The sequence below is a fragment of the Mesorhizobium sp. M0500 genome (assembly GCF_040321165.1).
In the GTDB taxonomy this organism is placed as follows: Bacteria; Pseudomonadota; Alphaproteobacteria; order Rhizobiales; family Rhizobiaceae; genus Mesorhizobium.
Genome location: NZ_JAMYRB010000004.1, coordinates 296,993 through 320,717 on the forward strand (window position 1 = coordinate 296,993; position 23,725 = coordinate 320,717).

The 23,725-nt window shown below is 62.5% G+C and carries 29 protein-coding genes and 3 pseudogenes; 19 read left to right on the forward strand and 13 right to left on the reverse strand.

What is annotated here, in order from left to right; genetic code table 11:
• Positions 1-34 precede the first annotated feature (34 nt).
• Positions 35-430: pseudogene (locus NKI70_RS10910) on the forward strand (LysR substrate-binding domain-containing protein); the annotation flags it as partial.
• A 257-nt stretch (positions 431-687) separates the two neighbouring features.
• On the opposite strand, the gene NKI70_RS10915 reads toward NKI70_RS10910, so the two are convergent.
• Positions 688-1,239 (reverse strand): DUF4019 domain-containing protein, encoded by a 552-nt coding sequence (locus NKI70_RS10915; RefSeq protein ID WP_352699807.1) that lies wholly within the window; start codon positions 1,237-1,239, stop codon positions 688-690.
• A 211-nt stretch (positions 1,240-1,450) separates the two neighbouring features.
• Here NKI70_RS10915 and NKI70_RS10920 point away from each other — a divergent pair, with 211 nt between their 5' ends.
• Both NKI70_RS10920 and NKI70_RS10925 read left to right on the forward strand, forming a co-directional pair.
• Entirely contained in the window at positions 1,451-2,002 is a 552-nt protein-coding gene (locus NKI70_RS10920; protein ID WP_352699809.1) for an isochorismatase family protein, read from the forward strand.
• Between the two features lie 162 nt (positions 2,003-2,164).
• Positions 2,165-3,787 (forward strand): ABC-F family ATP-binding cassette domain-containing protein, encoded by a 1,623-nt coding sequence (locus tag NKI70_RS10925; protein WP_352699811.1) that lies wholly within the window; start codon positions 2,165-2,167, stop codon positions 3,785-3,787.
• 61 nt (positions 3,788-3,848) lie between these two features.
• On the opposite strand, the pseudogene NKI70_RS10930 reads toward NKI70_RS10925, so the two are convergent.
• A pseudogene (locus tag NKI70_RS10930) lies at positions 3,849-4,281 on the reverse strand (SAM-dependent methyltransferase).
• A 488-nt stretch (positions 4,282-4,769) separates the two neighbouring features.
• On the opposite strand from NKI70_RS10930, the gene NKI70_RS10935 reads away from it, so the two are divergent.
• From NKI70_RS10935 to NKI70_RS10945, 3 genes are all read left to right on the forward strand, one after another.
• Entirely contained in the window at positions 4,770-5,936 is a 1,167-nt protein-coding gene (locus NKI70_RS10935) for a KamA family radical SAM protein (RefSeq protein ID WP_502896728.1), read from the forward strand.
• Between the two features lie 150 nt (positions 5,937-6,086).
• The gene (locus NKI70_RS10940) at positions 6,087-6,338 is read left to right on the forward strand and encodes an exopolysaccharide production repressor protein (protein ID WP_023675695.1); all 252 of its coding nucleotides are present in this window, start codon (positions 6,087-6,089) and stop codon (positions 6,336-6,338) included.
• A gap of 329 nt (positions 6,339-6,667) precedes the next feature.
• Positions 6,668-7,471, forward strand: coding sequence for a hypothetical protein (locus NKI70_RS10945; RefSeq protein WP_352571352.1), 804 nt, complete (start codon positions 6,668-6,670; stop codon positions 7,469-7,471).
• Here the strand turns inward: NKI70_RS10945 and yghU are convergent.
• Entirely contained in the window at positions 7,468-8,355 is an 888-nt protein-coding gene (gene yghU, locus NKI70_RS10950; protein WP_352699815.1) for a glutathione-dependent disulfide-bond oxidoreductase, read from the reverse strand. The two genes, NKI70_RS10945 and yghU, sit on opposite strands and share 4 nt — an antisense overlap.
• A gap of 249 nt (positions 8,356-8,604) precedes the next feature.
• On the opposite strand from yghU, the gene NKI70_RS10955 reads away from it, so the two are divergent.
• The gene (locus NKI70_RS10955) at positions 8,605-9,510 is read left to right on the forward strand and encodes a S1C family serine protease (protein WP_023675699.1); all 906 of its coding nucleotides are present in this window, start codon (positions 8,605-8,607) and stop codon (positions 9,508-9,510) included.
• A 15-nt stretch (positions 9,511-9,525) separates the two neighbouring features.
• On the opposite strand, the gene NKI70_RS10960 is transcribed toward NKI70_RS10955, so the two are convergent.
• The 5 genes from NKI70_RS10960 to NKI70_RS10980 all read right to left on the reverse strand — a co-directional run bounded on the left by NKI70_RS10960 (position 9,526) and on the right by NKI70_RS10980 (position 11,339).
• Positions 9,526-10,137: a hypothetical protein gene (locus tag NKI70_RS10960; protein WP_352724581.1), complete on the reverse strand. Its 612-nt coding sequence runs from the start codon at positions 10,135-10,137 to the stop codon at positions 9,526-9,528.
• Between the two features lie 44 nt (positions 10,138-10,181).
• Positions 10,182-10,364, reverse strand: a complete 183-nt coding sequence (locus tag NKI70_RS10965; RefSeq protein ID WP_245274654.1) for a hypothetical protein — start codon at positions 10,362-10,364, stop codon at positions 10,182-10,184.
• A 221-nt stretch (positions 10,365-10,585) separates the two neighbouring features.
• Positions 10,586-10,768, reverse strand: a complete 183-nt coding sequence (locus NKI70_RS10970) for a DUF3606 domain-containing protein (protein WP_023675702.1) — start codon at positions 10,766-10,768, stop codon at positions 10,586-10,588.
• Positions 10,769-10,779: 11 nt separating this feature from the next.
• Positions 10,780-11,088 (reverse strand): hypothetical protein, encoded by a 309-nt coding sequence (locus NKI70_RS10975; RefSeq protein WP_023675703.1) that lies wholly within the window; start codon positions 11,086-11,088, stop codon positions 10,780-10,782.
• On the reverse strand, positions 11,085-11,339 hold the full coding sequence (locus NKI70_RS10980; protein WP_023675704.1) for a hypothetical protein: 255 nt from the start codon (positions 11,337-11,339) through the stop codon (positions 11,085-11,087). The genes NKI70_RS10975 and NKI70_RS10980 overlap by 4 nt, the downstream gene beginning before the upstream one ends.
• Before the next feature lie 481 nt (positions 11,340-11,820).
• Between NKI70_RS10980 and NKI70_RS10985 the strand changes: the two genes are divergently transcribed.
• The 4 genes from NKI70_RS10985 (at position 11,821) to NKI70_RS11000 (ending at position 14,575) form a co-directional block, all read left to right on the forward strand.
• Positions 11,821-12,147: a PadR family transcriptional regulator gene (locus tag NKI70_RS10985; RefSeq protein WP_352699819.1), complete on the forward strand. Its 327-nt coding sequence runs from the start codon at positions 11,821-11,823 to the stop codon at positions 12,145-12,147.
• Positions 12,144-12,710, forward strand: coding sequence for a DUF1700 domain-containing protein (locus NKI70_RS10990; RefSeq protein WP_352699821.1), 567 nt, complete (start codon positions 12,144-12,146; stop codon positions 12,708-12,710). Before NKI70_RS10985 ends, NKI70_RS10990 begins: the two co-directional genes overlap by 4 nt.
• Before the next feature lie 46 nt (positions 12,711-12,756).
• The gene (locus NKI70_RS10995) at positions 12,757-13,464 is read left to right on the forward strand and encodes a GIN domain-containing protein (RefSeq protein WP_352699823.1); all 708 of its coding nucleotides are present in this window, start codon (positions 12,757-12,759) and stop codon (positions 13,462-13,464) included.
• A 151-nt stretch (positions 13,465-13,615) separates the two neighbouring features.
• Positions 13,616-14,575 carry a prohibitin family protein gene (locus NKI70_RS11000; RefSeq protein ID WP_352571346.1) on the forward strand — a complete coding sequence of 320 codons (960 nt, stop codon included), beginning with the start codon at positions 13,616-13,618 and terminating at the stop codon, positions 14,573-14,575.
• Between the two features lie 52 nt (positions 14,576-14,627).
• Here NKI70_RS11000 and NKI70_RS11005 read toward each other — a convergent pair whose 3' ends face one another.
• On the reverse strand, positions 14,628-15,194 hold the full coding sequence (locus tag NKI70_RS11005; RefSeq protein ID WP_352638128.1) for an RBBP9/YdeN family alpha/beta hydrolase: 567 nt from the start codon (positions 15,192-15,194) through the stop codon (positions 14,628-14,630).
• A 111-nt stretch (positions 15,195-15,305) separates the two neighbouring features.
• On the opposite strand from NKI70_RS11005, the gene NKI70_RS11010 reads away from it, so the two are divergent.
• Positions 15,306-15,779, forward strand: coding sequence for an Lrp/AsnC family transcriptional regulator (locus NKI70_RS11010; protein WP_352453704.1), 474 nt, complete (start codon positions 15,306-15,308; stop codon positions 15,777-15,779).
• A gap of 5 nt (positions 15,780-15,784) precedes the next feature.
• Here the strand turns inward: NKI70_RS11010 and NKI70_RS11015 are convergent, their stop codons facing one another.
• Positions 15,785-16,261 carry an Lrp/AsnC family transcriptional regulator gene (locus NKI70_RS11015; RefSeq protein ID WP_245274655.1) on the reverse strand — a complete coding sequence of 159 codons (477 nt, stop codon included), beginning with the start codon at positions 16,259-16,261 and terminating at the stop codon, positions 15,785-15,787.
• Positions 16,262-16,415: 154 nt separating this feature from the next.
• On the opposite strand from NKI70_RS11015, the gene NKI70_RS11020 reads away from it, so the two are divergent.
• From NKI70_RS11020 to NKI70_RS11030, 3 genes are all read left to right on the forward strand, one after another.
• Positions 16,416-17,168: a tryptophan 2,3-dioxygenase family protein gene (locus NKI70_RS11020; protein ID WP_352472085.1), complete on the forward strand. Its 753-nt coding sequence runs from the start codon at positions 16,416-16,418 to the stop codon at positions 17,166-17,168.
• Positions 17,169-17,436: 268 nt separating this feature from the next.
• Positions 17,437-17,868 carry a DoxX family protein gene (locus tag NKI70_RS11025; protein WP_352594206.1) on the forward strand — a complete coding sequence of 144 codons (432 nt, stop codon included), beginning with the start codon at positions 17,437-17,439 and terminating at the stop codon, positions 17,866-17,868.
• 299 nt (positions 17,869-18,167) lie between these two features.
• On the forward strand, positions 18,168-18,521 hold the full coding sequence (locus NKI70_RS11030) for a hypothetical protein (RefSeq protein ID WP_352465355.1): 354 nt from the start codon (positions 18,168-18,170) through the stop codon (positions 18,519-18,521).
• 72 nt (positions 18,522-18,593) lie between these two features.
• Here the strand turns inward: NKI70_RS11030 and NKI70_RS11035 are convergent, their stop codons facing one another.
• The 3 genes from NKI70_RS11035 to NKI70_RS11045 form a co-directional block, all read right to left on the reverse strand.
• On the reverse strand, positions 18,594-18,899 hold the full coding sequence (locus NKI70_RS11035) for a hypothetical protein (RefSeq protein ID WP_023675713.1): 306 nt from the start codon (positions 18,897-18,899) through the stop codon (positions 18,594-18,596).
• 74 nt (positions 18,900-18,973) lie between these two features.
• The gene (locus NKI70_RS11040; protein WP_352594205.1) at positions 18,974-19,186 is read right to left on the reverse strand and encodes a hypothetical protein; all 213 of its coding nucleotides are present in this window, start codon (positions 19,184-19,186) and stop codon (positions 18,974-18,976) included.
• Positions 19,187-19,471: 285 nt separating this feature from the next.
• Complete coding sequence (locus tag NKI70_RS11045) at positions 19,472-20,290, reverse strand: class I SAM-dependent methyltransferase (RefSeq protein WP_352645411.1); 819 nt, start codon at positions 20,288-20,290, stop codon at positions 19,472-19,474.
• Positions 20,291-21,081: 791 nt separating this feature from the next.
• On the opposite strand from NKI70_RS11045, the gene NKI70_RS11050 reads away from it, so the two are divergent.
• From NKI70_RS11050 to NKI70_RS11065, 4 genes and pseudogenes are all read left to right on the forward strand, one after another.
• On the forward strand, positions 21,082-21,486 hold the full coding sequence (locus NKI70_RS11050; protein WP_352645409.1) for a hypothetical protein: 405 nt from the start codon (positions 21,082-21,084) through the stop codon (positions 21,484-21,486).
• Between the two features lie 3 nt (positions 21,487-21,489).
• The gene (locus NKI70_RS11055) at positions 21,490-21,894 is read left to right on the forward strand and encodes a hypothetical protein (protein ID WP_352645407.1); all 405 of its coding nucleotides are present in this window, start codon (positions 21,490-21,492) and stop codon (positions 21,892-21,894) included.
• Positions 21,872-22,489: pseudogene (locus NKI70_RS11060) on the forward strand (terminase large subunit domain-containing protein); the annotation flags it as partial. The gene NKI70_RS11055 and the pseudogene NKI70_RS11060, both read left to right, overlap by 23 nt.
• A 684-nt stretch (positions 22,490-23,173) precedes the next feature.
• Positions 23,174-23,719: a hypothetical protein gene (locus tag NKI70_RS11065; RefSeq protein WP_352571339.1), complete on the forward strand. Its 546-nt coding sequence runs from the start codon at positions 23,174-23,176 to the stop codon at positions 23,717-23,719.
• The last annotated feature ends 6 nt before the right edge of the window (positions 23,720-23,725 follow it).

Sequence of the window (23,725 nt, forward strand, 5' to 3'; positions counted from 1 at the left end):
GCTTTCGTCAGGTTGGTCGCGCTGCTTCGCGGGCGAACGCCTCGGCTTGCCGGCAACCCTCGACGATCTCGAAGGCCATCTGATGGTCGGCTTCCGCTCGTCGCGGACCGGCGAGGTCATGCCGCTCGAATTCACCGTCGGCGGCGCGTTGAGTTATGTCAGCCTGCCCAACCGGGTGACGGTCAACGGCTCCGACACGATGGCGGAGCTGGCGCGTCTCGGCTTCGGCCTGGTGCAGGCGCCGCACTACCGCTTCGCCGGTGATTTCGCACGCGGCACGCTTGTCGAAGTGCTGCCGGATTACCCGCCGTCGCCGACACCGCTGTCGGCGCTCTATCCGCAGAACCGCCAGCTGGCGCCACGGGTACGCGTGTTCATCGACTGCGTGACCGGGATTTTTGGCGAGGATGGGACATCGGGCCAGGTGTGATCGTCCGGGCCGCCGGCTACTTTGCGAAGGGCGATCGGACGAGATAAACATCGCGCTTGGGTTTAGTGACAAGCGCACCGCCGGCACCTATGCCGTGATGGGCGGGATTGGGTGAGGACAAAAGCTGCGCTCTCCCCGCGTTCATCATCCTCGGGCCGGCAAACTGTAGGAGTTCACCGACATCGTTGCGCTGATCGAAGCGAGGGAAACCGAAAAGCCGATGGTCGCGGAAGGTACAAAAACGGACCGCCTCACCTTCACGATGGAAAATTCGGACAGTTAGCCGACAACTCGGCCCATGCTCGATCCAATTCGAGTTTCGATTGGGTCTTTTCAATGCTTTTCGCGGTAGCGTTGTCGATGAAGTTGCTTACGACCCGCATGACTCGAAAATTTCCACCTGACGGCCGCTGATAGAGGACAATATAGCCGCAGTAACGATCGATGTTTTCAAACTTCGCCGCTATGTCGACTGCGGCATAGACGCCAGGAAAGGCAGCGTTCTCTGGGTCCTTCAACCACGTGAATTTGAGTAGCCGGCGCTCGCGCACAGCGCCGGCCTGAGAATGAAAATGTTTACTTTGCTCCACGAAGGCGTTCGATGGGATCGAAGCTTTGGCGGTATCAGTTATCATTTCGTATACCCGCCCATACTCTTGGCTATCGAGCGAAAGGAAATAGCGACCAACCGTTTCCGTTGCATCTCGAACCGCGTCCTCCGAGGGCGTCCACTCTTGCGATTGTGCGGGTAGGATCGCGACCAACACCGAAGTCACGATCGCAAGGAAAGCTACGGCTGCATGTGTCATGGTAATTTCTTCGCAGGAGCTTGCCACGAATGCAATCCGGTCACGGCCGATAGCCAGAATTTCGAACTGACCCACATCCCAATGGCGCGCTATGTTAGCGCTGCCGCAAGCGGATTGTCACATATCTCGAACTCCAGCCACTTGCGGTTGCCCGTGCGCGCCATCGCGGCCCTGATCCTTGATCAGCTCCGCCCTCGTGCTATAAAAAACCATGTCAGGGACCAGCCCCGCGGCCACCGCGCCGCTCATCGTGATTGACCTTCAGACCGGCATGTTCGACGGTGTCGCCGAACCGCCGATCCATGATGCCGACGGCATGGTTGCCCGCACCCGCGCGCTGATCGAATGGGCACGGCGCAGCGGGCGCAAGATCGCCTTCATCAGGCATGACGGCCCGCAGGGCGATCCTCTGGCGCCGGGTGAGCCGGGCTGGTCGGTGTGGCCGGCGCTCGGCCAGGCCGAGGACGAGCCGACTTTCGCCAAGCGTGTCGGCGATGCGTTCAGCAATGCCGCCCTTGCAGAATGGGTGGCCGGGCAGGGCGCCGGCGAGGTCGTTCTGATCGGCGCGCAGACCGATTTCTGCGTGGCGGCCACGGTGAAGGGCGCCTTTGCAGCGGGCCTGGGCGTCACCGTGGTTTCCGACGCCCACAGCACGCTCGACGCCGCCAGCGAGACCGCCGCGGAGATCATCGCCCGACACAATGCGGCATTTGCCGCCGCCGGGGTCAAACTGGCGACGACAAAAGCCCTGACCGATAGCTGATCCGCCGGCTCATCCCTACGCCGTCAAAGCCTGATCCAGCCGGGAAGCAACTGGCGGGTTCAGACAATTTGGCGCGGGGCGCCTCATCAATTGCGGGCTTCCGCAAGCGCGGCCTATCGCGTATTGGCGCGGGAACTCTCCTTTGGCCTTCCCCGGAAAACCATGATTCGTCTCGAAAATATCAGCAAGCAGAACGGCAGGCAGATTGTCTTCATCGAAGCCTCCGCCGCGTTGCAGAAGGGCGAGAAGGTCGGGCTGGCCGGGCCTAACGGCGCGGGCAAGACGACGCTGTTTCGCATGATCAACGGCGAGGAGCAGCCCGACGAGGGCCAGGTCTCCGTCGATCGCGGCGTCACCATCGGCTATTTCAGCCAGGATGTCGGCGACATGGAGGGCCGCAGTGCGGTGGCCGAAGTGATGGACGGCGCCGGGCCGGTGAGCGAAGTGGCGGCCGAGATGCGCGAGCTCGAGCACGCCATGGGCGACCCCGATCGCGCCGGTGAAATGGACGAGATCATCGTCCGTTACGGCGAGGCACAGCACCGCTTCGAGGAGCTCGACGGCTACGCGCTGGACGGGCGCGCCCGCGAGGTGCTCGACGGGCTCGGCTTCAGCCAGGAGATGATGGACGGCGACGTCGGCAAACTGTCCGGCGGCTGGAAAATGCGCGTGGCACTGGCCAGGATCCTTTTGATGCGGCCCGACGCCATGCTGCTCGACGAGCCGAGCAACCATCTCGACCTCGAAAGCCTGATCTGGCTGGAGCAGTTCCTGAAGAACTATGACGGCGCGCTGCTGATGACCTCGCACGACCGCGAGTTCATGAACCGCATCGTCAACAAGGTGGTCGAGATCGACGGCGGTTCGCTGACCGCCTACTCCGGCAACTACGAATTCTACCAGCAGCAGCGGGCGATTGCCGACCGGCAGCAGCAGGCGCAGTTCGAGCGCCAGCAGGCGATGCTGGCCAAGGAGATCGCCTTCATCGAGCGCTTCAAGGCGCGGGCTTCACATGCCGCCCAGGTACAGAGCCGGGTGAAGAAGCTGGACAAGATCGACCGGGTCGAGCCGCCCAAGCGCCGCCAGAAGGTATCGTTCGACTTCCAGCCGGCGCCGCGCTGCGGCGAGGACGTGGTGACGCTGAAGAACGTGCACAAGGGCTATGGCAGCCGCTCGATCTACGAGGGATTGGATTTTCAGGTGCGCCGCCGCGAGCGCTGGTGCATCATGGGCGTCAACGGCGCCGGCAAGTCGACGCTGCTGAAGCTGGTCGCTGGCGCTTCCGAGCCGGACAATGGCACGGTGGCGCGCGGGCCCAGCGTCAAGATGGGCTATTTCGCCCAGCACGCCATGGAAGTGCTGGAGGGCGAGCGCACCGTGTTCCAGACGCTGGAAGATGCATTTCCGCAGGCCGGCCAGGCGCCGCTCAGGGCGCTGGCCGGCTGCTTCGGCTTTTCCGGCGACGAGATCGAGAAGAAATGCCGCGTGCTGTCGGGCGGCGAGAAGGCGCGGCTGGTGATGGCGCTGATGCTGTTCGATCCGCCCAATTTGCTGGTGCTGGACGAGCCGACCAACCACCTCGACATCGCCACCAAGGAGATGCTGATCACGGCACTGTCGCAGTACGAGGGAACCATGCTGTTCGTCTCGCACGACCGCCATTTCCTGGCGGCGCTGTCGAACCGGGTGCTGGAACTGACGCCCGAGGGCATCCACACCTATGGCGGCGGCTATACCGAATATGTCGAGCGCACCGGGCAGGAGGCGCCGGGGTTGCGGAGCTGAGGCCGGCTCTGCCGCTCACGGTCACGTAGACGCTCGGTTCCGGAGGCCAAGCACGAGGTGCTCAGCCATGTATCGCAATTTCGCGCAGCGGATCGCCGCCGTCGATGAACAGCCGGCCTTGCGCGGTCAACGCCGCCTTGAGCCGTCGCAGGGCAATTTTTCCTGCTTCGGGATGACGCCCGTCCAGCGCGCCGACGCGCACCGGCAACGGCAATGTCGAAGTGCTTCTCATCGGCCTCCAACTCGAAATCCTCGATGGCGATCTGGCGAAGGCTCAGCCGGCCTGCCGCAATCTCGGCGCGCGAGGCGGCCCCGGCCTGCGCGATGGCCTTGGCCGAGCGGTCGATCGCCAGCACGTGCCCACCGCCGATCCGGCGCGCGATCTCGCGCGCTGCAGCACCCGGTCCGCAGCCGATCTCCAGCACTCGCATGCCCTGCCGCAAGGGCAGCGCATTGACGATCTCCAAAAGCCTTGGCGACAAGTCGTTCGCCATACGCTCTTCTCCAGCTTTTTCGCAATCCGAGATTAGCGACCGCGGCCGGCGACGGGAAGGCCGAGAGACGCGGGCATCGCCGATGTGTTCAGCTGGTATGTTCAGTTGGGTGCTGCTTGAGGGGGATGATCGACATCGAAGAGGTCGACGATCCGGTCTCGACCGCGGGCGACCGGGCGAACCCGAGCGGCCCGGCGTCGTTGACCTGAGGGGTAGGGAGGGAACTGGCGCCGAGCCTAACCGGTTGGGGGGTAGATCACCGGCCGTTTATGTGTATACGCTCAAGCTAATATAAGAGCAAGCTAATGTTTTGCGTCAGCGATGTTGGACGATTGTTCTGATCAGTGGCCGGTTGTGGCTTCCTGCCGCGCCCTCCAACCCGGCCAAACACCGCTTATTGCCTTCAAGTCCTGGCTCCAATGCTGTACCCCGGCCCGAAATTCAAGGAGCCTGCGATGACCTCACATCCCGACATCCCCGACGCCAGCATGGCGGTCGATGCGGCCGGCGTGGCAGCCGATGACCGGCGCGCTCGCGAGGCGGATGCCGCATGGCGGGACGATGTTCGCGAGGGCGTGCGGCATGTAGGCGATCTGGATTCGCTGCCGCTGTCGCCAGCCGAGCGGGCGGCGGCCGAAGCCGCGGCCACGCGCCACAAGGTTCGCATTCCCAAGGCCTATCTCGACCTGATCGACTGGAACGACCCCGCCGATCCGATACGGCTTCAGGTCATCCCGTCGCCCGACGAACTGGCAGAGCAGGAGGGCGAACTCGACGATCCGATCGCCGACCACGCCTTCAGTCCCGTGCCTAGATTGACGCATCGACATGCCGACCGGGTTCTGTTGTTCCCGACCTATCAATGCGCGGTCTATTGCCGGTTCTGCTTTCGCAAGGAGCAGCTGACGTCGATCGGCCGCGGCTATACGCGCGAAGCTCTCGACGAAGCCTTCGCCTATATCGCGGCCCATCCGGAAATCCGCGAGGTGATCCTGACCGGCGGCGACCCGCTATCGCTGCCGGACAGGGCGCTGGCGGAAATCCGCGCCCGTGTCGAGGCGATCCAGCATGTGCGGCTGTTGCGCATCCACACTCGCGTACCCGTCGCGCTGCCGTCGCGCGTCACCGGCGGGTTGATGCAAGCCTTGCAGGGCCGGCTGATGGTCACTGTCGTCACCCATTTCAACCATCCACGCGAAATCACGGAGGCGACCGAGCGGGCCTGCCGCACGTTGCGGCAGGGCGGCTTCGTGCTGCTGAACCAGAGCGTTCTGCTGAAAGGCGTGAACGATACGGTCGAGGTGCTGGAAGAGCTGTGCCGCGAGCTGATGTATCGCCTTGGCGTCAAACCCTATTACCTGCACCACGGCGATCTCGTGCGCGGCATGGCGCACCGGCGCACCACGATCGCCGAGGGCCAGGCGCTGGTCAGCGCCTTGCGTGCGCGCCTGTCGGGCATCTGCAATCCCGTCTACGTGCTGGACCTGCCGGACGGCGGAGGGAAAGTCCCGCTCGGCCCGTCCCATCTTGAGGCACGGGAAGGGGAGACGTGGCGAATACGTGGGCTTGATGGGGCGGTGAGGGGGTATGGAGAGCTGGTTGGGGAGGAGGGGACGCGCAGCCGCCGTCCAAGCCAGCCCACCTTGGTGACCTGACATGCAGCCCTTGATCACGGAAGCATGCGTTAACTGCTGTTCTATTTGGTGCTTGCGCAATTGCTAAAATGGTGGAAATGTTGGTGCGGGGTAATGGGTTAGGGGAGTTCGTCCCGGCTGTAGCGAGTTCCGGGGCGGCGCAGAAAAATCATGAACTTTCCACAGTTCCTGGTGGGGCTGACCACCACATCGTCCATCGTGGCGATCTCGACTTACCTTGCGACGGGTTCAATCTGGAAGACGCTGGCCTGGACGATCTTGACCTTGATCGTCATGCAGGTTGGATATTTCCTGTTCGTCGTCCGGTTGATCTACGGATCCGGGGCGAAAAGCGCGGAGGCAAAGCCGCGGCGTCTGAGGGCTGTGCCGCCGAACCGTCGAGGTCGCGTTCAGCTTATGTAGTAATGTCCCATATAGATATCATGGTCTAGACAGGACATGTTCGGTTCTGGGAATGTGCATTGGACGTTCCGCTAGTTTAGTCAACTAATATATATCGCCCAACTCATATCGTCGTTTTTGGGCTAGCGGGAAAACCTGCCTGCTGCTTGTAGGACGGTGCCTAAGGCCACATTTTACAACCGGCTGGCAAGCTGCCTTTTGTTGATGCCAGCTTAAATCCGGCTGGTGTTTTCGATGGGCCATTGAGGCTATAAAGCCGTTCAACCGGGCGTCATCGAGATGCATTTCGGCCGGTCGAGAGGGTTGTGGTGATCGACGGAACGCCAAACGTGATCTTGCTGATCGGTAGCGCCCCCGATGTGGTGCGCTCCGCCGCCTGGCCCAAGCAGGCCTTCGGCAAGATCGTCGCCATCAACAACGCCTGGCGCGTGCGCCCCGACTGGGATTTCCTCGTCCATGCCGGCGATTTCCCGGCGGAGCGGATGCCGCAAGGCGGTCCCCTGCAGCAGGCGCAGATCTTCAGCGCCTCGCATTACGTGCCGGCGCAAAACAGCTTTGGCGGCTTCGTCTATGCCGGCGGCACCATGTCGATGACGGCGGCCTACTGGACGATCCACAGTCAGAAGCCGGACGTGCTGGCATTCCTTGGCTGCGACATGATCTACGACCAGCCCGGCAACACGCATTTTTACGGCGTCGGCCGCGCCGATCCGCTGCGCAACGACGTCACCCTGCGCAACCTCGAGGCGAAGTCGGCCCGCCTGCTCATCCATGCGCTTCGGCGCGGCTGCCTGTGCGTCAACCTATCCGACCTGCCGCGCAGCCGGCTGATCTTCCCGCGGCTGACGCTCGATGAACTCGGCGCGCTTTCTTCCTCGCAGCTTTCGGAAATGAAGGCCGAGATGCTTGCCGGCCTGCGGCTCGATCAGGCGGAGGAGGCCGACAGGATCGAGAAGGAACTCGGCTATCTCTTCGAGGACGGCATGTACTGGAAGCACCTCGACAAACTCGACGAGAAATTCCTGGCCAACATCGACCGGCTGTGGATGGCGGCGGTGAAGGCGAGCTTGAGCAGTCGGCCGAAGCTGCCGATCTCCCCTACAAGGCGGGAGATCGGCGCGTCGTCCGCTTAGCTTTTGGCCGCCGCGAGCTTGTCTTGCGTCTTGGTCTCGAAATCGCTGGCGTCATGGCGCTCGTGCAGCTGCATCGAAGGCTCGCCGAAGGTGCGGTTGACCATGCGGCCGCGCTTGACCGCCGGCCGCGCGTCGATGGCGTCGGCCCAGCGTTGCACGTTCTTGTATTGCTCCACCTGCAGGAACTCGCCGGAATCGTCATACATACGGCCCTTGGCCAGCCCGCCATACCAGGGCCACACCGCAATGTCGGCAATCGTATAGTCGCTGCCGCCTAAATACTCGCTTTCGGCGAGGCGTCGGTCGAGCACGTCCATCTGCCGCTTGGTTTCCATGGCGAAGCGGTCGATGGCATATTCGATCTTCGTCGGCGCATAGGCGTAGAAATGGCCGAAGCCGCCACCGAGATAGGGCGCCGAGCCCATCTGCCAGAACAGCCATGACAGGGTCTCGGCGCGAGCCGGCCGCTCCGTCGGCAGGAATTCGCCGAATTTTTCGGCGAGGTAGAGCAGGATCGATCCGGATTCGAAGATGCGGACCGGCTTTTTCCCACTGCGATCCATCATGGCCGGGATCTTCGAGTTGGGGTTGACCTCGACGAAGCCGCTGCCGAACTGGTCGCCGTCGTTGATCCTGATAAGCCAGGCGTCGTACTCGGCGCCGCTGTGGCCGAGCGCCAGAAGTTCCTCCAGCATGATCGTCACCTTGACGCCGTTCGGTGTCGCCAGCGAATAAAGCTGCAGCGGATGCTTGCCGACCGGCAGTTGCTTGTCATGTGTCGGGCCGGCGATCGGCCGGTTGATGCTGGCGAAAGCGCCGCCATTTGCCTTGTTCCAGGTCCAGACTTTTGGCGGCGTGTATTGGTCCGTTGCGTAGTCGTTCATTTGGGAGGCCTTTGGAAGGGTTGGGTTGGGAGGATATCAGATATCAACGTGGGCAATGGCGGAGGAACTTTGCATAGGGCAGCTTGGGATAGCCGTAGGTACAGATAGGGCTGCCGGCGCTGTTGCAAAACCCCGGCGCGAACGGCGCGGCGCCGGTCCACGCCAAAGCCGGCGCCGCCTCTTGCGCCTGATCACCTGCGCCATACCTATAGCCCATATCAGCCTGCGAACATTGCCAGGAACCAAAGCATGAATATCGAACCCCTTTTGCGATCCATTGTGGCCGTCCGCGCCACCGTGCCAGAGGACGCCTTCACGGCAAATACACTTGGCACCCGCCGCGAGGGCAGTGGCGTGGTCATCCGCGGCGACGGGCTGGTACTCACCATCGGCTATCTCATCACTGAGGCCGAGGAGGTCTGGCTGGCCGACCAGGACGGGCGCGTGGTTCCCGCCCATGCGCTCGCCTACGACCAGGAGTCGGGCTTCGGCCTGGTGCAGGCGCTGGCGCCGCTCGGGCTGCCCGCCATTGCGCTCGGCGATGCGTCCAGGGCCAAGATCGGCGATCCCGTCGTGCTCGCCGACGGCGTCGGCCGCTCCGTGCGGGCGCGGATCGTCACCAAGCAGGAATTCGCCGGCTATTGGGAATATCTGCTCGACGAGGCGATCTTCACGGCGCCGGCTCACCCCTCATGGGGCGGCGCCGGCCTCATCGGCGCGGATGGCAGGCTGCTCGGCATCGGTTCGCTGCGCCTGCAGATGAGCCGCAACGGCGAGGTCGCCGACATCAACATGGTGGTGCCGATCGATCTTCTGCCGCCCATCCTCGACGATCTGCTGACGCGCGGGCAGGTCGCCAGGCCGCCGCGGCCGTGGCTCGGCGCCTTCTCGGCCGAGAGCGACGGCAAGGTCGTGGTGATGAGCGTCGCCGAGGGCGGTCCAGCCGCCCAGGCGGGCCTTCGCCAAGGCGATGTCATCTCGGATGTCCGCGACACGGCGGTCGATGGGCTTGCCGATTTTTATCGCAAGCTTTGGAAGAGCGGCCCGGCGGGTGCCGAGATCCCGCTCCGGGTGCTGCGCGATGGCCGCGAAACCTGGCTGCGCGTCAAGTCCGCCGATCGCAACAGCCTGCTGTGGAAGCCGCCGCTGCAGTGAGGCAACCGAAACCTCTCACTCTCCGCAAACGCTGAAGCCAGTGCCCGGGGTCCACTCCGCGAATGGGATGACCTTGCCTTCGACCGATACGGTCGCTTGCCTGGTGGTGCCGTCCGCCAGCTTCTTGCTGCTTTTGCCCTTGCCGGTCAGCACATTGTAGTCGCAGTCGCCGGCAACATTGTCGTCCATGTAATCCCAATACTCGTAGGCAAAACCGGCGACGACGAACGTGCCGTTGCGCCAGGCGAGCGTCAGCGTCTTGTTGGTCCGCTCGCTGCCGATCTCCATCGCCGGAATATAGAGCTTGATCGAACCGTTGGGGAGCGTAGTGAGTTCGGGCTCGGTGTCGGATGTGGCGGGGCCCGGCCGGTCGTAATCCTTCCATTCCCCGTCAATCTGATCATGCACGATCCCGGCAGGTTTTAGAAAATCGTCATTGCGATCTTTGAGGAAAAAATACAGGTCCATGGGAGAGCCGGGCTCGGTCTCGACGATCATCGCCAGATCGGCGGCGCCGTCGCCGTTCCAGTCGCCGGTCGCCGCCGTGATGATCTTCTGGGTCTCGATCGGCTCCGCCAGGGCGGCGGCCGGCAGCAGCAGGACCAGACCGAATATTGTCGATCGCATGTAAAATCCTCTTAGCCTGGGCAGGCCTGAGACGCACGCGCTTCTCAGGAGGCCCGGCTCTGCCGCGTCTCGGAACGGCTCGTCTCGTTGAGCAGCCGGCAGAGCGAAACCGCTTCACGACGGCTCAGGCCGATCAGCGCGATTTCCGAAAATTGCGCCGGCAGATCGTGAACGATGTCCCACACCATCCAACGGCCGTTCGGCTCCATGACACATTCGTAGCGCAATAATTGTTCCTGCATCCGACCCCCGGCTTTGCTCACCGGACTGGTACAGCGTCGAGGTAAATGAGTTGTTGCGCCGCGCGAGTATTCCGCGGCTGTCAAAACCAGGCGTTGAATCCCACAGGGGCGAACCCGACAGGTCACGGCTGACGGTGCCGATACTCTCGACAAGGCGGCAGGGCAGCGACGCTTCCGGCATGAAGGCGGCCGCCGCCAGAATTGGATCAGGCGTTGCGGCTCGCCATATGCGCGTCGAGCTTCCTCCTCGAGGGGCCGTAACGCTTGATGATGGTCGCGGCCTCGCTTTGCGGTATGCCGTATTTGCGGGCAAAGGCAGCGACCTCGTAAGGCTCTTCGCCTGAGACCAGTTTGCGATCCTGCTTGGTCTTGGATTTGTCGTCGGCCATGGCGTCCTCCATCACATCTGGTCGTTATAGGGCTCCTTGGTCCGGCCGACCATCCTGGCCAGTTCGGCAAAGGACGGTACGCCGGTTTCACCCTGGGCATTGTTGGCCGCCTGCAGCAGCCTGAGCGGAAAGCAGACGGCGTCGCGGTTGGATGGCGACATGTCTTCATAGAGACGCTCGTCGCTGGTCATCGCCGCCTCGGCGCGGCGCAACGCCATGTCGACCTCGTCGACCGACAGCAGGCCCTTGTGGACCAGCGCGTTGTTGACGGCCGCGATCGCCATCATCAATCCTTCGAGCTGGAGATTGGCGACGTTCATCGTCTTGCGTCCTTGCCGGGCTTCTTGGCGGTAGCCTTGCCGTCTGGCCGGATCGCTGTGCGCGGCGGGTTCTGGCCCTCCGAATGCCGGGTCTTGTCGTCGAAATCGTCAGCCGGCCTGGTCAATCCCATGCCGCCGGGAGGCGGCTTGTTGCCGGCCGCATCCTGCGAGAATTCGTCGGCCGCGTCGGGGCTCGTCTTTGCCGGATATTTCCTCGCGCCGGTCTCGTAGCGGTTCTGGTCGTCGGCCATGTCCTGTGCTCCGGTTGCAATGAGCAGATAACTTTCAGGCGCCGCCAGCGGTTCCGTGGTGAAATCGACCTTGCCGGCGCCGAAGGCTTCGCAATCTGTCGGGTTTTAGTGCATTCTTGTGCATGCCAACAATGCTTCGCCCCGACGCGCCGGCACAATGCTGCTCCTACTGCGGCGGGCGCGACCACAATTACGAGGATTGCCCGAAGCGCAAAAGCGATGCCGAACGGCAGAAGGAGACGCCAGGCAACGCGTCCCAGCCCGCTGCGGCGGCTGCAGGGGAAATCCGCTAGGGCGGTTCCGGAAACCAGGGCGGTTCCAGGAAAGTGTCGGCGGTCTTCCGTCCGGAACTGCGCCAAACAGACAAGCGGCTTCAAAGCCGATCTCCATTGTCCGCCTAGCCTGACGGCGAGCTGCCAACAACTACCTTGCATAAACAGGTAGCGTGTTATATACACCCCTTGAATTTTGGACGTTGCGCATGACCGAATCGATCCAGGTGCAGTTGCGAAAAGGCGCTCTCGAGCTGTGCGTCCTGGCCGTGCTGTCGCGGGGCGAAAGCTATGGCTACGAGATCGCCAGCACGCTGGTCGCCGCTGTGAACATGGGAGAAGGCACGATTTATCCGCTGATGCGGCGGATGCAGAATGACGGCCTCGTCGCCACCCGCATCGTCGAGTCGAGCAGCGGGCCGCCGCGCAAATATTACCGGCTCACGCCGCTCGGCCGGCACGCTTTCGAAGCCCATCGCCGCGACTGGCGCTCGCTCGCGGGCGCGGTCGACAAACTTCTTGAGGATTTGCCATGACCAGGGATGCCTTCCTGCGTAAATTGAGACTGGAGCTCGCCGGCCTGCCGCCTCAGGAGATCGAGGATATCATTGGCGACTACGCCGCCCATTTCGCCGATGCCTCGGGCCGCAGCGAAGCGGACGTCGCCGCGGCCCTGGGTGACCCGGCCAGGCTTGCCCGCGAACTCCGCGCCGAAGCTGGGCTGCGCCGTTTTGAAACGCATTGGAGCGTATCGAACATGTTGGCGGCGACGTTCGCGCTTGCCGGCCTTGCCTTCGTCGACGTCGTCTTCCTGCTGCCGCTGCTCATCACCGCGGTCGTGCTTGCGCTCGGCCTTGGCATCACGCTTGTCGCCATCGGTGCGCTGGGCATCAAGATCATTCTCACCACGCTGCTGTTCGAGCCCGGCGCCACGCTCACGGCGACGCTTGGCCGCGTCTTCATCGGCGCCGGACTGGTGTGCGGTTTCCTCGGCGGCGGCGCCCTGCTGTTGCTGGGCTCGAGCGCGGGCATACAGGTCTTCGGGCGCTATGCACGGATGCATTCCCGTCTGACCCAGCCGGACCGCAACCAGGCTTGAGCGGTGCCAAGCTCGCAATTTGTCATCACGTTGAAGGAAACGGACCATGACTGGAAAACTGGCATTCGTCGCGGCGGCCGGACTGGCCGGCGCCGCGCTCTTCCTGGCCGTGGGCATCGGGCTAGCCGGGCCGGACTGGATCAACGCCGGGGGTTCATGGATTGGCGGACAATCAACCTGCGGAGCAACCACATCGACTAGAAAAGAGGTTACGCTGCCGTTCCGCAACGACGGCAGTTTCGCGATCGCTTTGCCAGCATCAGTCCGTTATCAGCCGGGTGACAAGGCTGAGGCCGTCGTCAGCGGCAAGTCGACCCTGATCGACCATGTGCGGATGGAAGGCAGCAGACTCACTTTGGATTGCGAACCGGGCTGGTTCGCATCCCGGCTCGATGTCAGGGTGTCGGGGCCGGCAATTTCAGACTGGAAAGTGGTCGGCAGCGGCGACCTTGCCCTGTCGCAGATCAATCAGCCCGGGTTGCGGCTGAACATCCGCGGCAGCGGCAGCGTTACCGCAACCGGAACCGCCCAGACGGTCGATCTGGAGATCCGCGGTTCGGGCACCGGCCGGCTCAGGAATCTTATCGCCCAATCCGCTCGGATCGAGATTCGCGGCAGTGGCGACGCAGAGATTACCGCACAGGCGGATGCGGATGTCACGATTTCCGGCAGCGGTGACGTCGACGTCTACGGGCACCCGACCATGCGGCGTTCGGAGGTCCGAGGCAGCGGCAGCATTACACAGGTGCCGTAAAGCAATTCCGGCGTAGGGAATTGCCCTGGACCGCCTGAACCACCCCGCCGGTCCGGCCGGCTGGCGCGAAGGTCCTTCCATATCCAGAGGATTGCAATGCCGCCACTATTGTGGGCAAAAGCAGCACGGGCAATCAGGTTGGGGTGGGGTGATGACCGAAACGCAAGGCAATTCAAGCCGTCCGCAGGGCAAGCCGGGGATGGCATCGGGGTCGATCGGTTCCGGCCTGATCGCACTCGTCATCGTGGCGCTCGGCGTCTTTGCGCTCCTGGGGTCCTGGTACACGATCGACCAGGGCGACCGCGGCGTGCTCTTGACCAACGGGGCGCTGAGTTCGGTCGTCGATCCCGGACTGCATTTCAAGCTGCCGTGGCTGCAGCGCGTCGAGAAGATCAGCTTGCGCCAGCAGGTGCTCAAATGGGGCTGCGAAAACCAGAACGATTGCAGCGGCCTGCCGGCCATGCAGGCCTATTCGCGCGACCAGCAGCCGGCCGACATGCGCGTTACCGTCAACTTCCACGTGCCGGCCGCCGAAGTCAGCAACGTCTACACCAATTATGGATCGATCGAGGCACTGGCCGACCGTGTCATTGCCAGGAAAGCACCGCAGGAGATCAAGACGGTGTTCGGCCAGTACGACGCGGTGTCGGTTATCCAGAACCGGGCGAAGTTCAACAAGGACGTCGCCGACGCCATCGCGGCGGTAACCGACGGCCCGGTGATGATAGACAGCGTGCAGGTCGAGAACATCGACTTCTCCGACGCCTACGAGCAGGCGGTCGAAGCCAGGATGACGGCGCAGGTCGAGGTGCAGAAGCAGGAACAGAACCTGCAGCAGGAAAAGATCAAGGCCGATATCGCCGTCACCCAGGCCAAGGGCCGCGCCGACAGCGTCAAGGCCGAAGCCGAGGCCAGCGCCTACAAGACCAGGGTCGAAGGCGATGCGACCGCGGGCGCCATCAAGGCTCGCGCCGCCGCAATCGCCAACAATCCGCTGCTGGTCGAACTGACCAAGGCGGAGAGATGGAACGGCGAATTGCCGAAGTCGATGATCCCGGGCTCGACCGTACCGTTCCTCGAACTCAGCACGCCTGCCGCAGCATCGAACTGAGGCGCGGCGCAAACCAGATCAGGGCGGCGGCGCGATAGCCGTCCTGGTGCGGTTACGGCTGAAGCACGGCGCCTCGGGCGATTGCCTGCGTTTGACTTAGAAAAGCTGTCAGCAGCTCCATTCCCGCCGGCCAGTCGCCGAGCCCGCTGTCGCCATTGATGTGGCCAAGCGGTCCGGCGATATGGAGATCGCTGCCCCATCGCTCGGATTTCGCCCTGGCATAGTCCAGCGAGCCGTAGGGATCGTTGGTGCTGGCGACAATCAGCGACGGAAAGCGAAGCCGTTGTTGCGGTGCGTCGGCGAAGGCCCGGGCAGAGGAGGGGAAGGCCGGCGACGCAGGGTCCGGAACCGCGACCAGCAACGCGCCGCCGATAGAGCGGGGGGAGATCCGCTGCCAGTGTACGACGAGCAGACAGCCGAGGCTATGGGCGACGAGCACCGGCGGTGTCCTTGCCTGGCATACAGCGGTTTCCAGCGCAGCCACCCAGTCGTCGAGGTCCGGCGCGTCCCAACTCGCCGGGTTGAACCGCCGCATCGCCGGGTTTGCCTGCTGCCAACGTGTCTGCCAGTGGGCTTTGCCCGATCCGCCGATGCCCGGCACAATGATGAAGTCGGTCATGCGAAGCCCTTCTTTCCTGATGCAGCGCGTGCAATTCTAGGTCTTCTCCCAGGTGGCGGAATGAGAGATCATCGGAAAGCAGCGACGAAATCCGATGGATTAAAGGCGATCATGCGGAACGGCGATTATCGGCCAAGGCTCGACCCCACCGATCTGGCGATCATTGAGATCATGCAGGAGGATGGCCGCATCGGCATCTCCGAGCTTGGCCGCCGCGTCGGACTGTCCCAGCCCGCCACCTCGGAACGGGTGAAGCGGCTGGAGGAGCGTGGCGTCATCACCGGTTACAAGGCGGTGATCAATTCGGCAGCGCTCGGGCTCGGCACCATGGCGGTCATCCGCCTGCGCACCACGCATGAGCATATCCAGGCCTGCCTGAAGAAGTTCGCCCAATTGCCGGAGGTGGTCGAGGTGCTGCGGGTGACCGGCGAGGATTGTTTTCTGGTCAAGGTCGTGGTCCCGTCACCGCCCGATCTTGAAAGCATCGTCGACAGCATCGGCCACTACGGCACGGTGACGACAAATGTGGTTCTGCGCGCCGAGCAACCGAAGCGGCTGGGACGCGAATTGATGACCAGGGCCTGACCGGTCTATCGCTTGGTCTGCGTATGCCCGACGGCATTGGCGAACGAGATGCCGCCCTTGATCTCGCGCATCGCCATCGAGGTGATCGTGCGCCGCACGCCGGGCAGCCGGCTGAGCTCCTCGCGCAGCATCCTGTCGAGCGCCATCATGTCGACGGTGACGATCTGCAGGAGATAGTCGGCCTCGCCAGTCGTGGCGTGGCAGCGGCGGATCAGCGGATGCTTTTTGACCGCCGCCTCGAAGGCGTCCGATAGCTCGAAATCGATCGACACCTGGATGAAGGCTTCGATGCCGAAGCCGAGCTTGGCCGGGTCGATCCGGGTCGAGTAGCCGCGGATGACGCCGGCGTCCTCAAGCGCCTTGACCCGCTTCCAGCACGGCGTCTTGCTCAAGCCGACCTCATCGGCGAGCGCGGCAAAGGAGATGCGGGCCTCGCGTTCGAGCGCCGCGACGATCTTCCGGTCGACCGCATCCAGCATCATTCGTTCTTCCAATCTGCTTCAGTGACAATTTTCGTCCTTCGTTTCCCGCCAATCGAATAACAGAAAGGGACAATGTTCGGCAAGAAAGCGATTAGACTCGGGCTGGGATCCAACAAACGCCTGCGGCCCAACGGCCGCGGCAAGGAGCATGGCCATGGACAAGCAGGATTACTACGCCCGCATCGAAACGCCTGAGATGCGCGACTATGGCGTCTACCTCAAATGCGACAGGCTGCTTGCCTGCCAGAAGCCGCTGGCCGAGATGGTGAATGCCGACGAGCTGCAGTTCCAGATCGTTCATCAGGTCGAGGAGCTGTGGATGAAGCTCATCGCCTATACGCTGGTCGATGTCGTCGATTTCCTGGAAAAGCAGGACACGCATCGCATCGTCACGCTGATGGGGCGCGTGCATCGGCTGATGCGGCTGATGACGGCGCAGCTCGACCTGCTCGAAACCATGTCGCCCAAGGAGTACCAGCAGATCCGGCTGCAGCTCGGCAATGGCAGCGGCCAGGAATCGCCGGGTTTCAAGCAGCTGCTGCGCCTGCCGCCCGATCTGTGGCGGGCCTTCAAGGCGTCGTACCTCGACGACCGCGGCCTTTCGGTCGAGGATGTCTACGATACCGGCTACGATCACGGCGACAGCTATGTCGTTGCCGAAGCGCTGATCGAGTTCGACGAGCTGTTCCAGAAATTCCGCGCCAACCACCTCTATCTCATCCACCGCACGATCGGCCTCGGCGCGAAATCGCTGAAGGGCCGGCCGGTCGAATTGCTGGAAGCCGGCGCCCGCCACCGCTTCTTCCCGGAACTCTGGGACATACGCTGGGCGATGACCGACCGCTGGGGCAGCCAGTATGGAACGGTACGGGAGCCGATCAGCAAGCCGGGGGTCAAGGTGGGGTAGTACAACCTTCCTTCTCCCCTTGTGGGAGAAGGTGGATCGGCGCGCAGCGCCGAGACGGATGAGGAGTGTTGGACGGAGTGCCGCCGGCGCCAAGCTGGAGCACCCCTCATCCGTCGCCTTCGGCGACACCTTCTCCCACAAGGGGAGAAGGGAAGGCGCCACTTTGGTGCCGCGCTTGTATCCTGCAGGTTTTTCGGGGGATGATGTCGGGCTTGCGGCTGGTGGTGCGTCCTTGGGGCACAACCATCGTAACTCTTGGGAGGACATCATGACCTTGGAAACCGCTCAATCATCCGTTCAGTCGCCGTGGCAGACCGCGGCAATCCTTATCGCCCGCCTGATCTTCGCCGCCGTCTTCCTGATGGCCGTGATTTTCAAATTCATCGATATCGGCGCCACCGCCGGCTATATCGCGGCGGCCGGGTTTCCGTTCCCGCTGTTCCTGGCCTGGTGCGCAGCCCTGCTCGAGGTCGTCCTCGTTCTATGCTTCCTGACCGGCGCCTTCTTCTCATGGGCAGCACTCGTCGCCGGCGCCTATGTGCTGTTCCTCGGCTTTGCCTTCCACGGGCCGTCGCACTGGGCCGGCAACCAGGCGGAGTTCGGCTTCTTCGTCGATCACTTCACTTTCCTGGCCGGGCTGCTGTTTGCCGCCGTGCATGGGCCGGGCAGGGTCCTGGCGCTGAGGCTTGGCAGGGGGTGATCCCCAATCTCGGAGGCGGCGTTCTCGTAAAGGCGCTCAGAAGGGTGGCTGCGACAATGGCGGTCGGGTCTATGACCGCGACCAGGGCCAGATCGGCAGCACGATCCGCACCAGCATCGTCGTGACGATCGAGAGCGGCCGGGTACCGTCATTCCGGCCATCCGCAGGTCGCGCGCAATAAAAGCGACAGCTAAAGTACGAGCGTTCGAGGTTTATGCTTTTTGTAGATGCGCCTGCATTCCCTCTGTACTTCCAACTTTCGGCGGGCTAAGCAAGACACGGGTCTTGAGGGGGAATTCATGAACATCGCCACGCGTTTTGCTGCCGCCATGATCGGCACGTCTCTGCTTGCCGGCTGCACTACCTTGACCGAAGGCGAATTCAACACGATGCATACCACGCTTGAAGGCAGCCCTGTCACCAAGCGCGTGGCGATCAACGAATGCATTGCACGCGAGAGATCCACGCCGCTCAACGAAAGAAAGACTTACGCAGCAATCATGAATGTCAGTGTCGCAAAATACGACAGCGCCTTTTGTAACCGGCTCTTTAATGCCGTTGCAAATGGCAGGCTGACTTACGCGGACTACCGCAGGCTTTCCTCGCCGGGGGCCGACAGCAGCAAGTTGATCAAGATCCTGCAGGGCCGCTAGCAGGCGCCGCCAGCAGTCTTGCCGCCCCGGCGCGGCAAAGCTGGTATCGCCGCGTCAGCTCCGATCGCGGTGTCACATCTGGTCGTTGTAAGGTTCCTTGATCTGACCGACCATGCGCGCCAGTTTCGAAAAGGACGGCATGTCCGTCTCCGGCTGACATTGATTGGCCAACTCCAGCAGTCGGATCGGGAAGTTGACGGCGTCGCGGCTCGACGCCGACATGCCTTCGGACCTTTCCTCGTTGGTCTCGCTGGCTTCGGCCTTGCGCAAGGCGATGTCTATCTCCTCGACGGAGAGCACGCCCTTGCGGACCAGGACCTGATTGATCGATGCGATGGCCATCAGCAGGCCTTCGAGTTGCAGATTGGCGACGTTCATGGCTTTTGCTCCCATTGGCTAGGGTTCAAACGCGCCAGCGCGTGTTGCGATCCAGTGTGGGACAGCGGGGCAGTCTACGACCGGTCGGGTGGCGATGGCTCTGCAGGGTTCTTGGCCAGGCGAGCATCGATGTCGCTCAGCTTCTGCGCAATGATCTCGAGAGCCGCGACTGACCCGCGCTGAACGCGCACCAGTTTCATGACGAAATATCCGAACACCCCGAGCATCAGAACCATCGGGAGCCAGCTGATAATAATGCCGAGCAGAGAGCTCGAACCGTCTTCCATGTCGACACCTTGATTCCACGTCCTCAACCAACGCGTGCAGCAAAGCATTGAATTGACTATGCAATAAGCGGTTCTGGGCAAAATTTCTATTGCCGGTCGAAGGAACGAGGCCGAATTCAAAATGGTCCGCGCGGCGCCACCAAAGCGAGCAGGCGAGGGGTATTCTCACATTTTTTCGCGTCTCAGGTGAATTTTGTTCTTGCTTTGTGCCGGCAGCTATGCTACTAATTTGGTTATGGTGCCAATTGGCTCCAACGACCCGCCCGCCGAGGCGGGTTTTTTGTTTCAGGCCGGTTTGGAGACGATCACGGCGAGCGAGGCGAGTTTTCCGTCACTCAGGCTTCGGATGTAGTTGCGGCGGCGCTGCAGGAATTCCGCGCCCATGACGACTTCATTTGCCTGCTGCTGCGCCGGCGAGGGCACGACGCCGGAATTGGCCCTCTTCAGCGCCAGCTCAACATGTTCGCCGGTTTCGTCGACGATTTCGTCGATGCGAAATCCGGCATCGACAAACAGGGTTTTCAATTTTTCCCGATCGGCGAGGTGGCTGGTCGCCGCAGAAACCGCCCAGGGCATGGGATAGTAGGGCTCGCCGCCGGCGAGCACGGCTTCGGTCCAGATCAGCCTGCCTCGCGGTTTCAGCACGCGCCAGGCCTCGTCGATGACCGCGGCCTTGTTCTCGATGTTCATGCCGACATAGAAGCAGATCGCCGCATCGAAGGTGCTGTCGCCAAAAGGCAGTTTCGTTGCGTCGGCCTGATGGAAGCGAATCTTGTCTGCCAGTCCGCTGAGTGCGGTCAGTCGGCTCGACGCGGCGACAAAGGCTGGTGTCAGGTCGATGCCGTCGACCTGGCAGCCATAGGTCGAGGCCAGAAACCTTGCCGGCCCGCCAATGCCACTGCCGATATCCAGGATCCGATCTGTCGGCGAAGGAGCAAGACGGGCCGCATGCTCCCGCGTGGCGATCAGTTCGCGGCCATGGAGCTGATCGAATGGATAGAGTTGCGCGGCCGCGAGTTTTCCGGCCGGGTCGGCGTCCGGGATCGCGGCCAATATGCGATCGACGATGCCGTCGCTGCCGTAGTGACTGGTGACATTGCCCATGACGCGTTCCCCTCAAGCGCAACCACCATCCCATCAACGCAAGTCTCACGCAATGCCCGCCTTTTTCGCCCCTCCTTCCAGCCGTTCACCGACGAGGGTGCGAGGTCGTCAGTGCATTTTCTTCCACCGCGCCACATTTTGTTCTTGCTTTGTGCCGGCAGCTATGCTACTAATTTGCGTATGGTGCTAATTGGCTCCAACGACCCGCCCGCCGAGGCGGGTTTTTCATTCAGGCCTCTTTTCGATCGAACGTTGCTTGTGTTGCCGGCTGTGAAGTCGGCGGGACGGCGCCCGGGACAGTACCCCCCTCTGGCCTGCCGGCCATCTCCCCCTCACGTGGGGAGATTGGCGGTTTCGGCGCTGCGCTCTTCCTGCAACGCTGGAGATTGGCGAAAGCCGGCGCGAAAGCCGATCTCCCCCCAAGTGGGGAGATGTCCGGCAGGACAGAGAGGGGCGCGAAGGAATGCAGCCTAGCGGTCTTCTTGGAACGTTAATCGGGAGGCGGACAAGGCGAGGCGCTGAACGGAATTCGCATTTTTCTGCCGCCGTGCCACATTTTGTTCTTGCTTTGTGCCGGCAGCTATGCTACTAATTTGGGTATGGTGCCAATTGGCTCCAACGACCCGCCCGCCGAGGCGGGTTTTTCATTTCGGGCTCCTGTTCGACCGAATGTTGCGTGTGCTGCCGAGGCATGTCGGCGCGAATGAACGCGACCGACTATCCCGGTCCGCAACCACCTATCGTCCATAGATTTCCCAACGCGCCCGTGCGCCCATTTCAGAGAACACCCCATGTCCAACCGTTACGCCACGATCATCACCGACGATGACGGCCGCGAGGTCGTCAGCGCTATTGGCGAGTTCGCCGGCGCCGCACCCTATGCACGCCATGGCCGCTTCGAGCAGGTGGCCGCCGGCGTGCGGATCGGCATGGTGCGCGGCGGTAGCGTCGATGCGGTCGGCGGCTTCGGCTTCCCGTCGGGAGCACTCGACGGCAACGCGGTGGCAATTCTCAGGGCAAGGCTGAATGCCTTGCCCGACGCCGCTGCGATGAGGCCCGGCACGACGACTGATGCGAAACCGGCAAGCCAGCCGCGGAAGCCGAAGTCGGCACGCGCCGGCAAGAAGGCCAGGCCGCGCAAGCGCATCGTGCGGCCAGGCAACAAGAAGCCGATGTCCCCCGGGACAGCGGAGTAGGGCATGGCCAAGGCTCCTTCCGCCGGCGATCCGCAGCCGCACGATCAAGCACCCGGCAAGCTCGGCCGAACCAGGCGGCCGAAGAAGACGCTGGCCGACGGCTTTCTCGAAGCGATCCGCGCCGATTTTCGCGCCCATGGCGCCGGCGTCATCGCCGAGGTGCGCGTCGAAAAGCCCGATCAGTATCTGAAGCTCGTGCTGTCGGTGCTGCCCAAGGATCTTAATGTCAACATCAACAATCTGGATGCATTGAGCGATGACGAAATCAGGCAGCGCATCCGCGGCCTCGAAGCCGTCCTTAGGCCGTTCCTCGAGAAGCCGGGCTTCGCAAAAGGCCTCGCAGACCCGGGCGGCAAGGACAGAATATCTCAGCCTGCTGGCGGAGCTGGACCGCAGGCGCCGCACTAACCAGCTTGCCGCCTATCGGCCCTATCCCAGGCAGGCCGAGTTCCATGCAGCCGGCGCGACCAATCGCGAGCGCCTGTTCATGGCCGGCAACCAGCTCGGCAAGACCAGGGCCGGCGGCGCCGAATGGGCGATGCACCTCACCGGCCGCTATCCAGATTGGTGGCAAGGCAAGGTTTTCGACTGTCCGGTTCGGATGTGGGCGGCCGGCGTCACCGGCGAAAGCACGCGCGACAACCCGCAGCGCATCCTGATCGGCCCGCCGCAGCAGCAGGCGGCCTGGGGCACCGGCATGATCCCGGCCGACGCCATCGTCAGCACGATGGCGGGGCGGGCGCCGGGCGCGCTCGACAGCGTCGTGGTGCGCTGGGGCGGCGGCGGCGATGCCCAGGCCGACGAATCGGTGCTGTCGTTCAAAAGCTACGAGAAGGGTCGCGAGAAATGGCAGGGCGAGACGCTGCACGGCGTCTGGTTCGACGAGGAGCCGCCGCTCGACATCTATTCCGAAGGGCTGACCCGTACCAACGCCACCGGCGGCATCACCATCGTCACCTTCACGCCGTTGCTCGGCATGAGCGATGTGGTGCTGCTGTTCTTGTCGGCTGAGCAGGTCGAGTTCATTGGTGAAAGGGGAAGCAATCGGCTGAATAAGCCAGCCCGGCGCAATCATTATCCCAGCTGACTGTGGCGCACGGAATAAGTGTGGAGCACTTCTCTTGCAGCAAAATTGTAGTTATTTGGACGGAGGATGAGAGCCGTAACGGAGGGGTGGGCAGTGGGAAATCACTATCGGTCGCTAGTCGTGATCGGTGCAATAATGCTTTCAGGATGCGTAGTGACTGAGAGCCGGTTCAACACAATCAACGCTGGAATACAAAGAAGTCCAGCTTTCAAAAAGGATTTTATGACTCAGTGTGCGGTGGGATTGGGGGCAAAGCCACTAGCTTACCGCAAACAATGGGCTAGAATAATAAACACAAGTGTTGAAGCGTTGCCAGAGGTGTACTGCAAACGCTGGACTGATGCGGCGATGAGCGGACGAATGACGTATGCGGATTACAAAAATGGATTGTCGCGACCTACCTACGAAAGTAAGTTGATCAAGATACTTCAGGGCCATTAGCCGGCCCGCCTGTGTTCGTCGCGCGCCGTCCCGGTTTTGCTCCAGCAAGGTATCTCGCATGAGCCGCCACGTCCCCTTCATGACCAGCGCGGTTGCCAAGCCATGATCCGGAACTAGACTGGCTACATTGGGCGGGAGATCACAACTATGAATAGACGAATGGTGTTGATCGGCGGCCTTTCGTCAATTGTCGTATCACCAGAAGGCAACGTCGGCATGTCAGCAACTTTTCCTCCCGTTCCGAAATGGCGGCCATCGTTTTCGCAGCCCATCGATCGCATCGAGGAGCGCTTTGGCTACTACTTCAACCAGGAGCGTGACTTTGCCATCCTTGAAAACGGCACCTGTGTGCTGACGGAGGCTGGTCTTTCCGATGGCGCTGCATCCTTGGCAGCCATCCAGACGCTTGCCGAGATCTACAACTACCACCCGGACATGAAACCGTCCGATATGGACGATGGCAATTTGTTGGTCAGTTACAATCATCCTGCCTTCAACGTCGTGCTGACCGACATTGCCAAGGCGCATTGGCCAGAGATCGAGGCTCGCCACCAGGACGGACTGACGACCGACGAGGTGTTGTTCACGCCGCTCGGGCAGAACGTATTCGATGATTTTGGCAAAAAGGCGCTGCTAGGCCGGTGCTACATGTTCATGGATGCACAGGCGCCGAAAGTCATGCGCATCAAACGTCGGGCGATCTGATCCCGA

Bases quoted from the DNA above. Each gene is read 5' to 3' on its own strand.
- NKI70_RS10915 (WP_352699807.1), bottom strand. From the start codon at position 1,239: ATGACACATGCAGCCGTAGCTTTCCTTGCGATCGTGACTTCGGTGTTG.
- NKI70_RS10920 (WP_352699809.1), top strand. From the start codon at position 1,451: ATGTCAGGGACCAGCCCCGCGGCCACCGCGCCGCTCATCGTGATTGAC.
- NKI70_RS10925 (WP_352699811.1), top strand. From the start codon at position 2,165: ATGATTCGTCTCGAAAATATCAGCAAGCAGAACGGCAGGCAGATTGTC.
- NKI70_RS10935 (WP_502896728.1), top strand. From the start codon at position 4,770: ATGGCGGTCGATGCGGCCGGCGTGGCAGCCGATGACCGGCGCGCTCGC.
- NKI70_RS10940 (WP_023675695.1), top strand. From the start codon at position 6,087: ATGAACTTTCCACAGTTCCTGGTGGGGCTGACCACCACATCGTCCATC.
- yghU (WP_352699815.1), bottom strand. From the start codon at position 8,355: ATGAACGACTACGCAACGGACCAATACACGCCGCCAAAAGTCTGGACC.
- NKI70_RS10955 (WP_023675699.1), top strand. From the start codon at position 8,605: ATGAATATCGAACCCCTTTTGCGATCCATTGTGGCCGTCCGCGCCACC.
- NKI70_RS10960 (WP_352724581.1), bottom strand. From the start codon at position 10,137: ATGCGATCGACAATATTCGGTCTGGTCCTGCTGCTGCCGGCCGCCGCC.
- NKI70_RS10970 (WP_023675702.1), bottom strand. From the start codon at position 10,768: ATGGCCGACGACAAATCCAAGACCAAGCAGGATCGCAAACTGGTCTCA.
- NKI70_RS10975 (WP_023675703.1), bottom strand. From the start codon at position 11,088: ATGAACGTCGCCAATCTCCAGCTCGAAGGATTGATGATGGCGATCGCG.
- NKI70_RS10980 (WP_023675704.1), bottom strand. From the start codon at position 11,339: ATGGCCGACGACCAGAACCGCTACGAGACCGGCGCGAGGAAATATCCG.
- NKI70_RS10985 (WP_352699819.1), top strand. From the start codon at position 11,821: ATGACCGAATCGATCCAGGTGCAGTTGCGAAAAGGCGCTCTCGAGCTG.
- NKI70_RS10990 (WP_352699821.1), top strand. From the start codon at position 12,144: ATGACCAGGGATGCCTTCCTGCGTAAATTGAGACTGGAGCTCGCCGGC.
- NKI70_RS10995 (WP_352699823.1), top strand. From the start codon at position 12,757: ATGACTGGAAAACTGGCATTCGTCGCGGCGGCCGGACTGGCCGGCGCC.
- NKI70_RS11000 (WP_352571346.1), top strand. From the start codon at position 13,616: ATGACCGAAACGCAAGGCAATTCAAGCCGTCCGCAGGGCAAGCCGGGG.
- NKI70_RS11005 (WP_352638128.1), bottom strand. From the start codon at position 15,194: ATGACCGACTTCATCATTGTGCCGGGCATCGGCGGATCGGGCAAAGCC.
- NKI70_RS11010 (WP_352453704.1), top strand. From the start codon at position 15,306: ATGCGGAACGGCGATTATCGGCCAAGGCTCGACCCCACCGATCTGGCG.
- NKI70_RS11015 (WP_245274655.1), bottom strand. From the start codon at position 16,261: ATGATGCTGGATGCGGTCGACCGGAAGATCGTCGCGGCGCTCGAACGC.
- NKI70_RS11020 (WP_352472085.1), top strand. From the start codon at position 16,416: ATGGACAAGCAGGATTACTACGCCCGCATCGAAACGCCTGAGATGCGC.
- NKI70_RS11025 (WP_352594206.1), top strand. From the start codon at position 17,437: ATGACCTTGGAAACCGCTCAATCATCCGTTCAGTCGCCGTGGCAGACC.
- NKI70_RS11030 (WP_352465355.1), top strand. From the start codon at position 18,168: ATGAACATCGCCACGCGTTTTGCTGCCGCCATGATCGGCACGTCTCTG.
- NKI70_RS11035 (WP_023675713.1), bottom strand. From the start codon at position 18,899: ATGAACGTCGCCAATCTGCAACTCGAAGGCCTGCTGATGGCCATCGCA.
- NKI70_RS11040 (WP_352594205.1), bottom strand. From the start codon at position 19,186: ATGGAAGACGGTTCGAGCTCTCTGCTCGGCATTATTATCAGCTGGCTC.
- NKI70_RS11045 (WP_352645411.1), bottom strand. From the start codon at position 20,290: ATGGGCAATGTCACCAGTCACTACGGCAGCGACGGCATCGTCGATCGC.
- NKI70_RS11050 (WP_352645409.1), top strand. From the start codon at position 21,082: ATGTCCAACCGTTACGCCACGATCATCACCGACGATGACGGCCGCGAG.
- NKI70_RS11055 (WP_352645407.1), top strand. From the start codon at position 21,490: ATGGCCAAGGCTCCTTCCGCCGGCGATCCGCAGCCGCACGATCAAGCA.
- NKI70_RS11065 (WP_352571339.1), top strand. From the start codon at position 23,174: ATGGTGTTGATCGGCGGCCTTTCGTCAATTGTCGTATCACCAGAAGGC.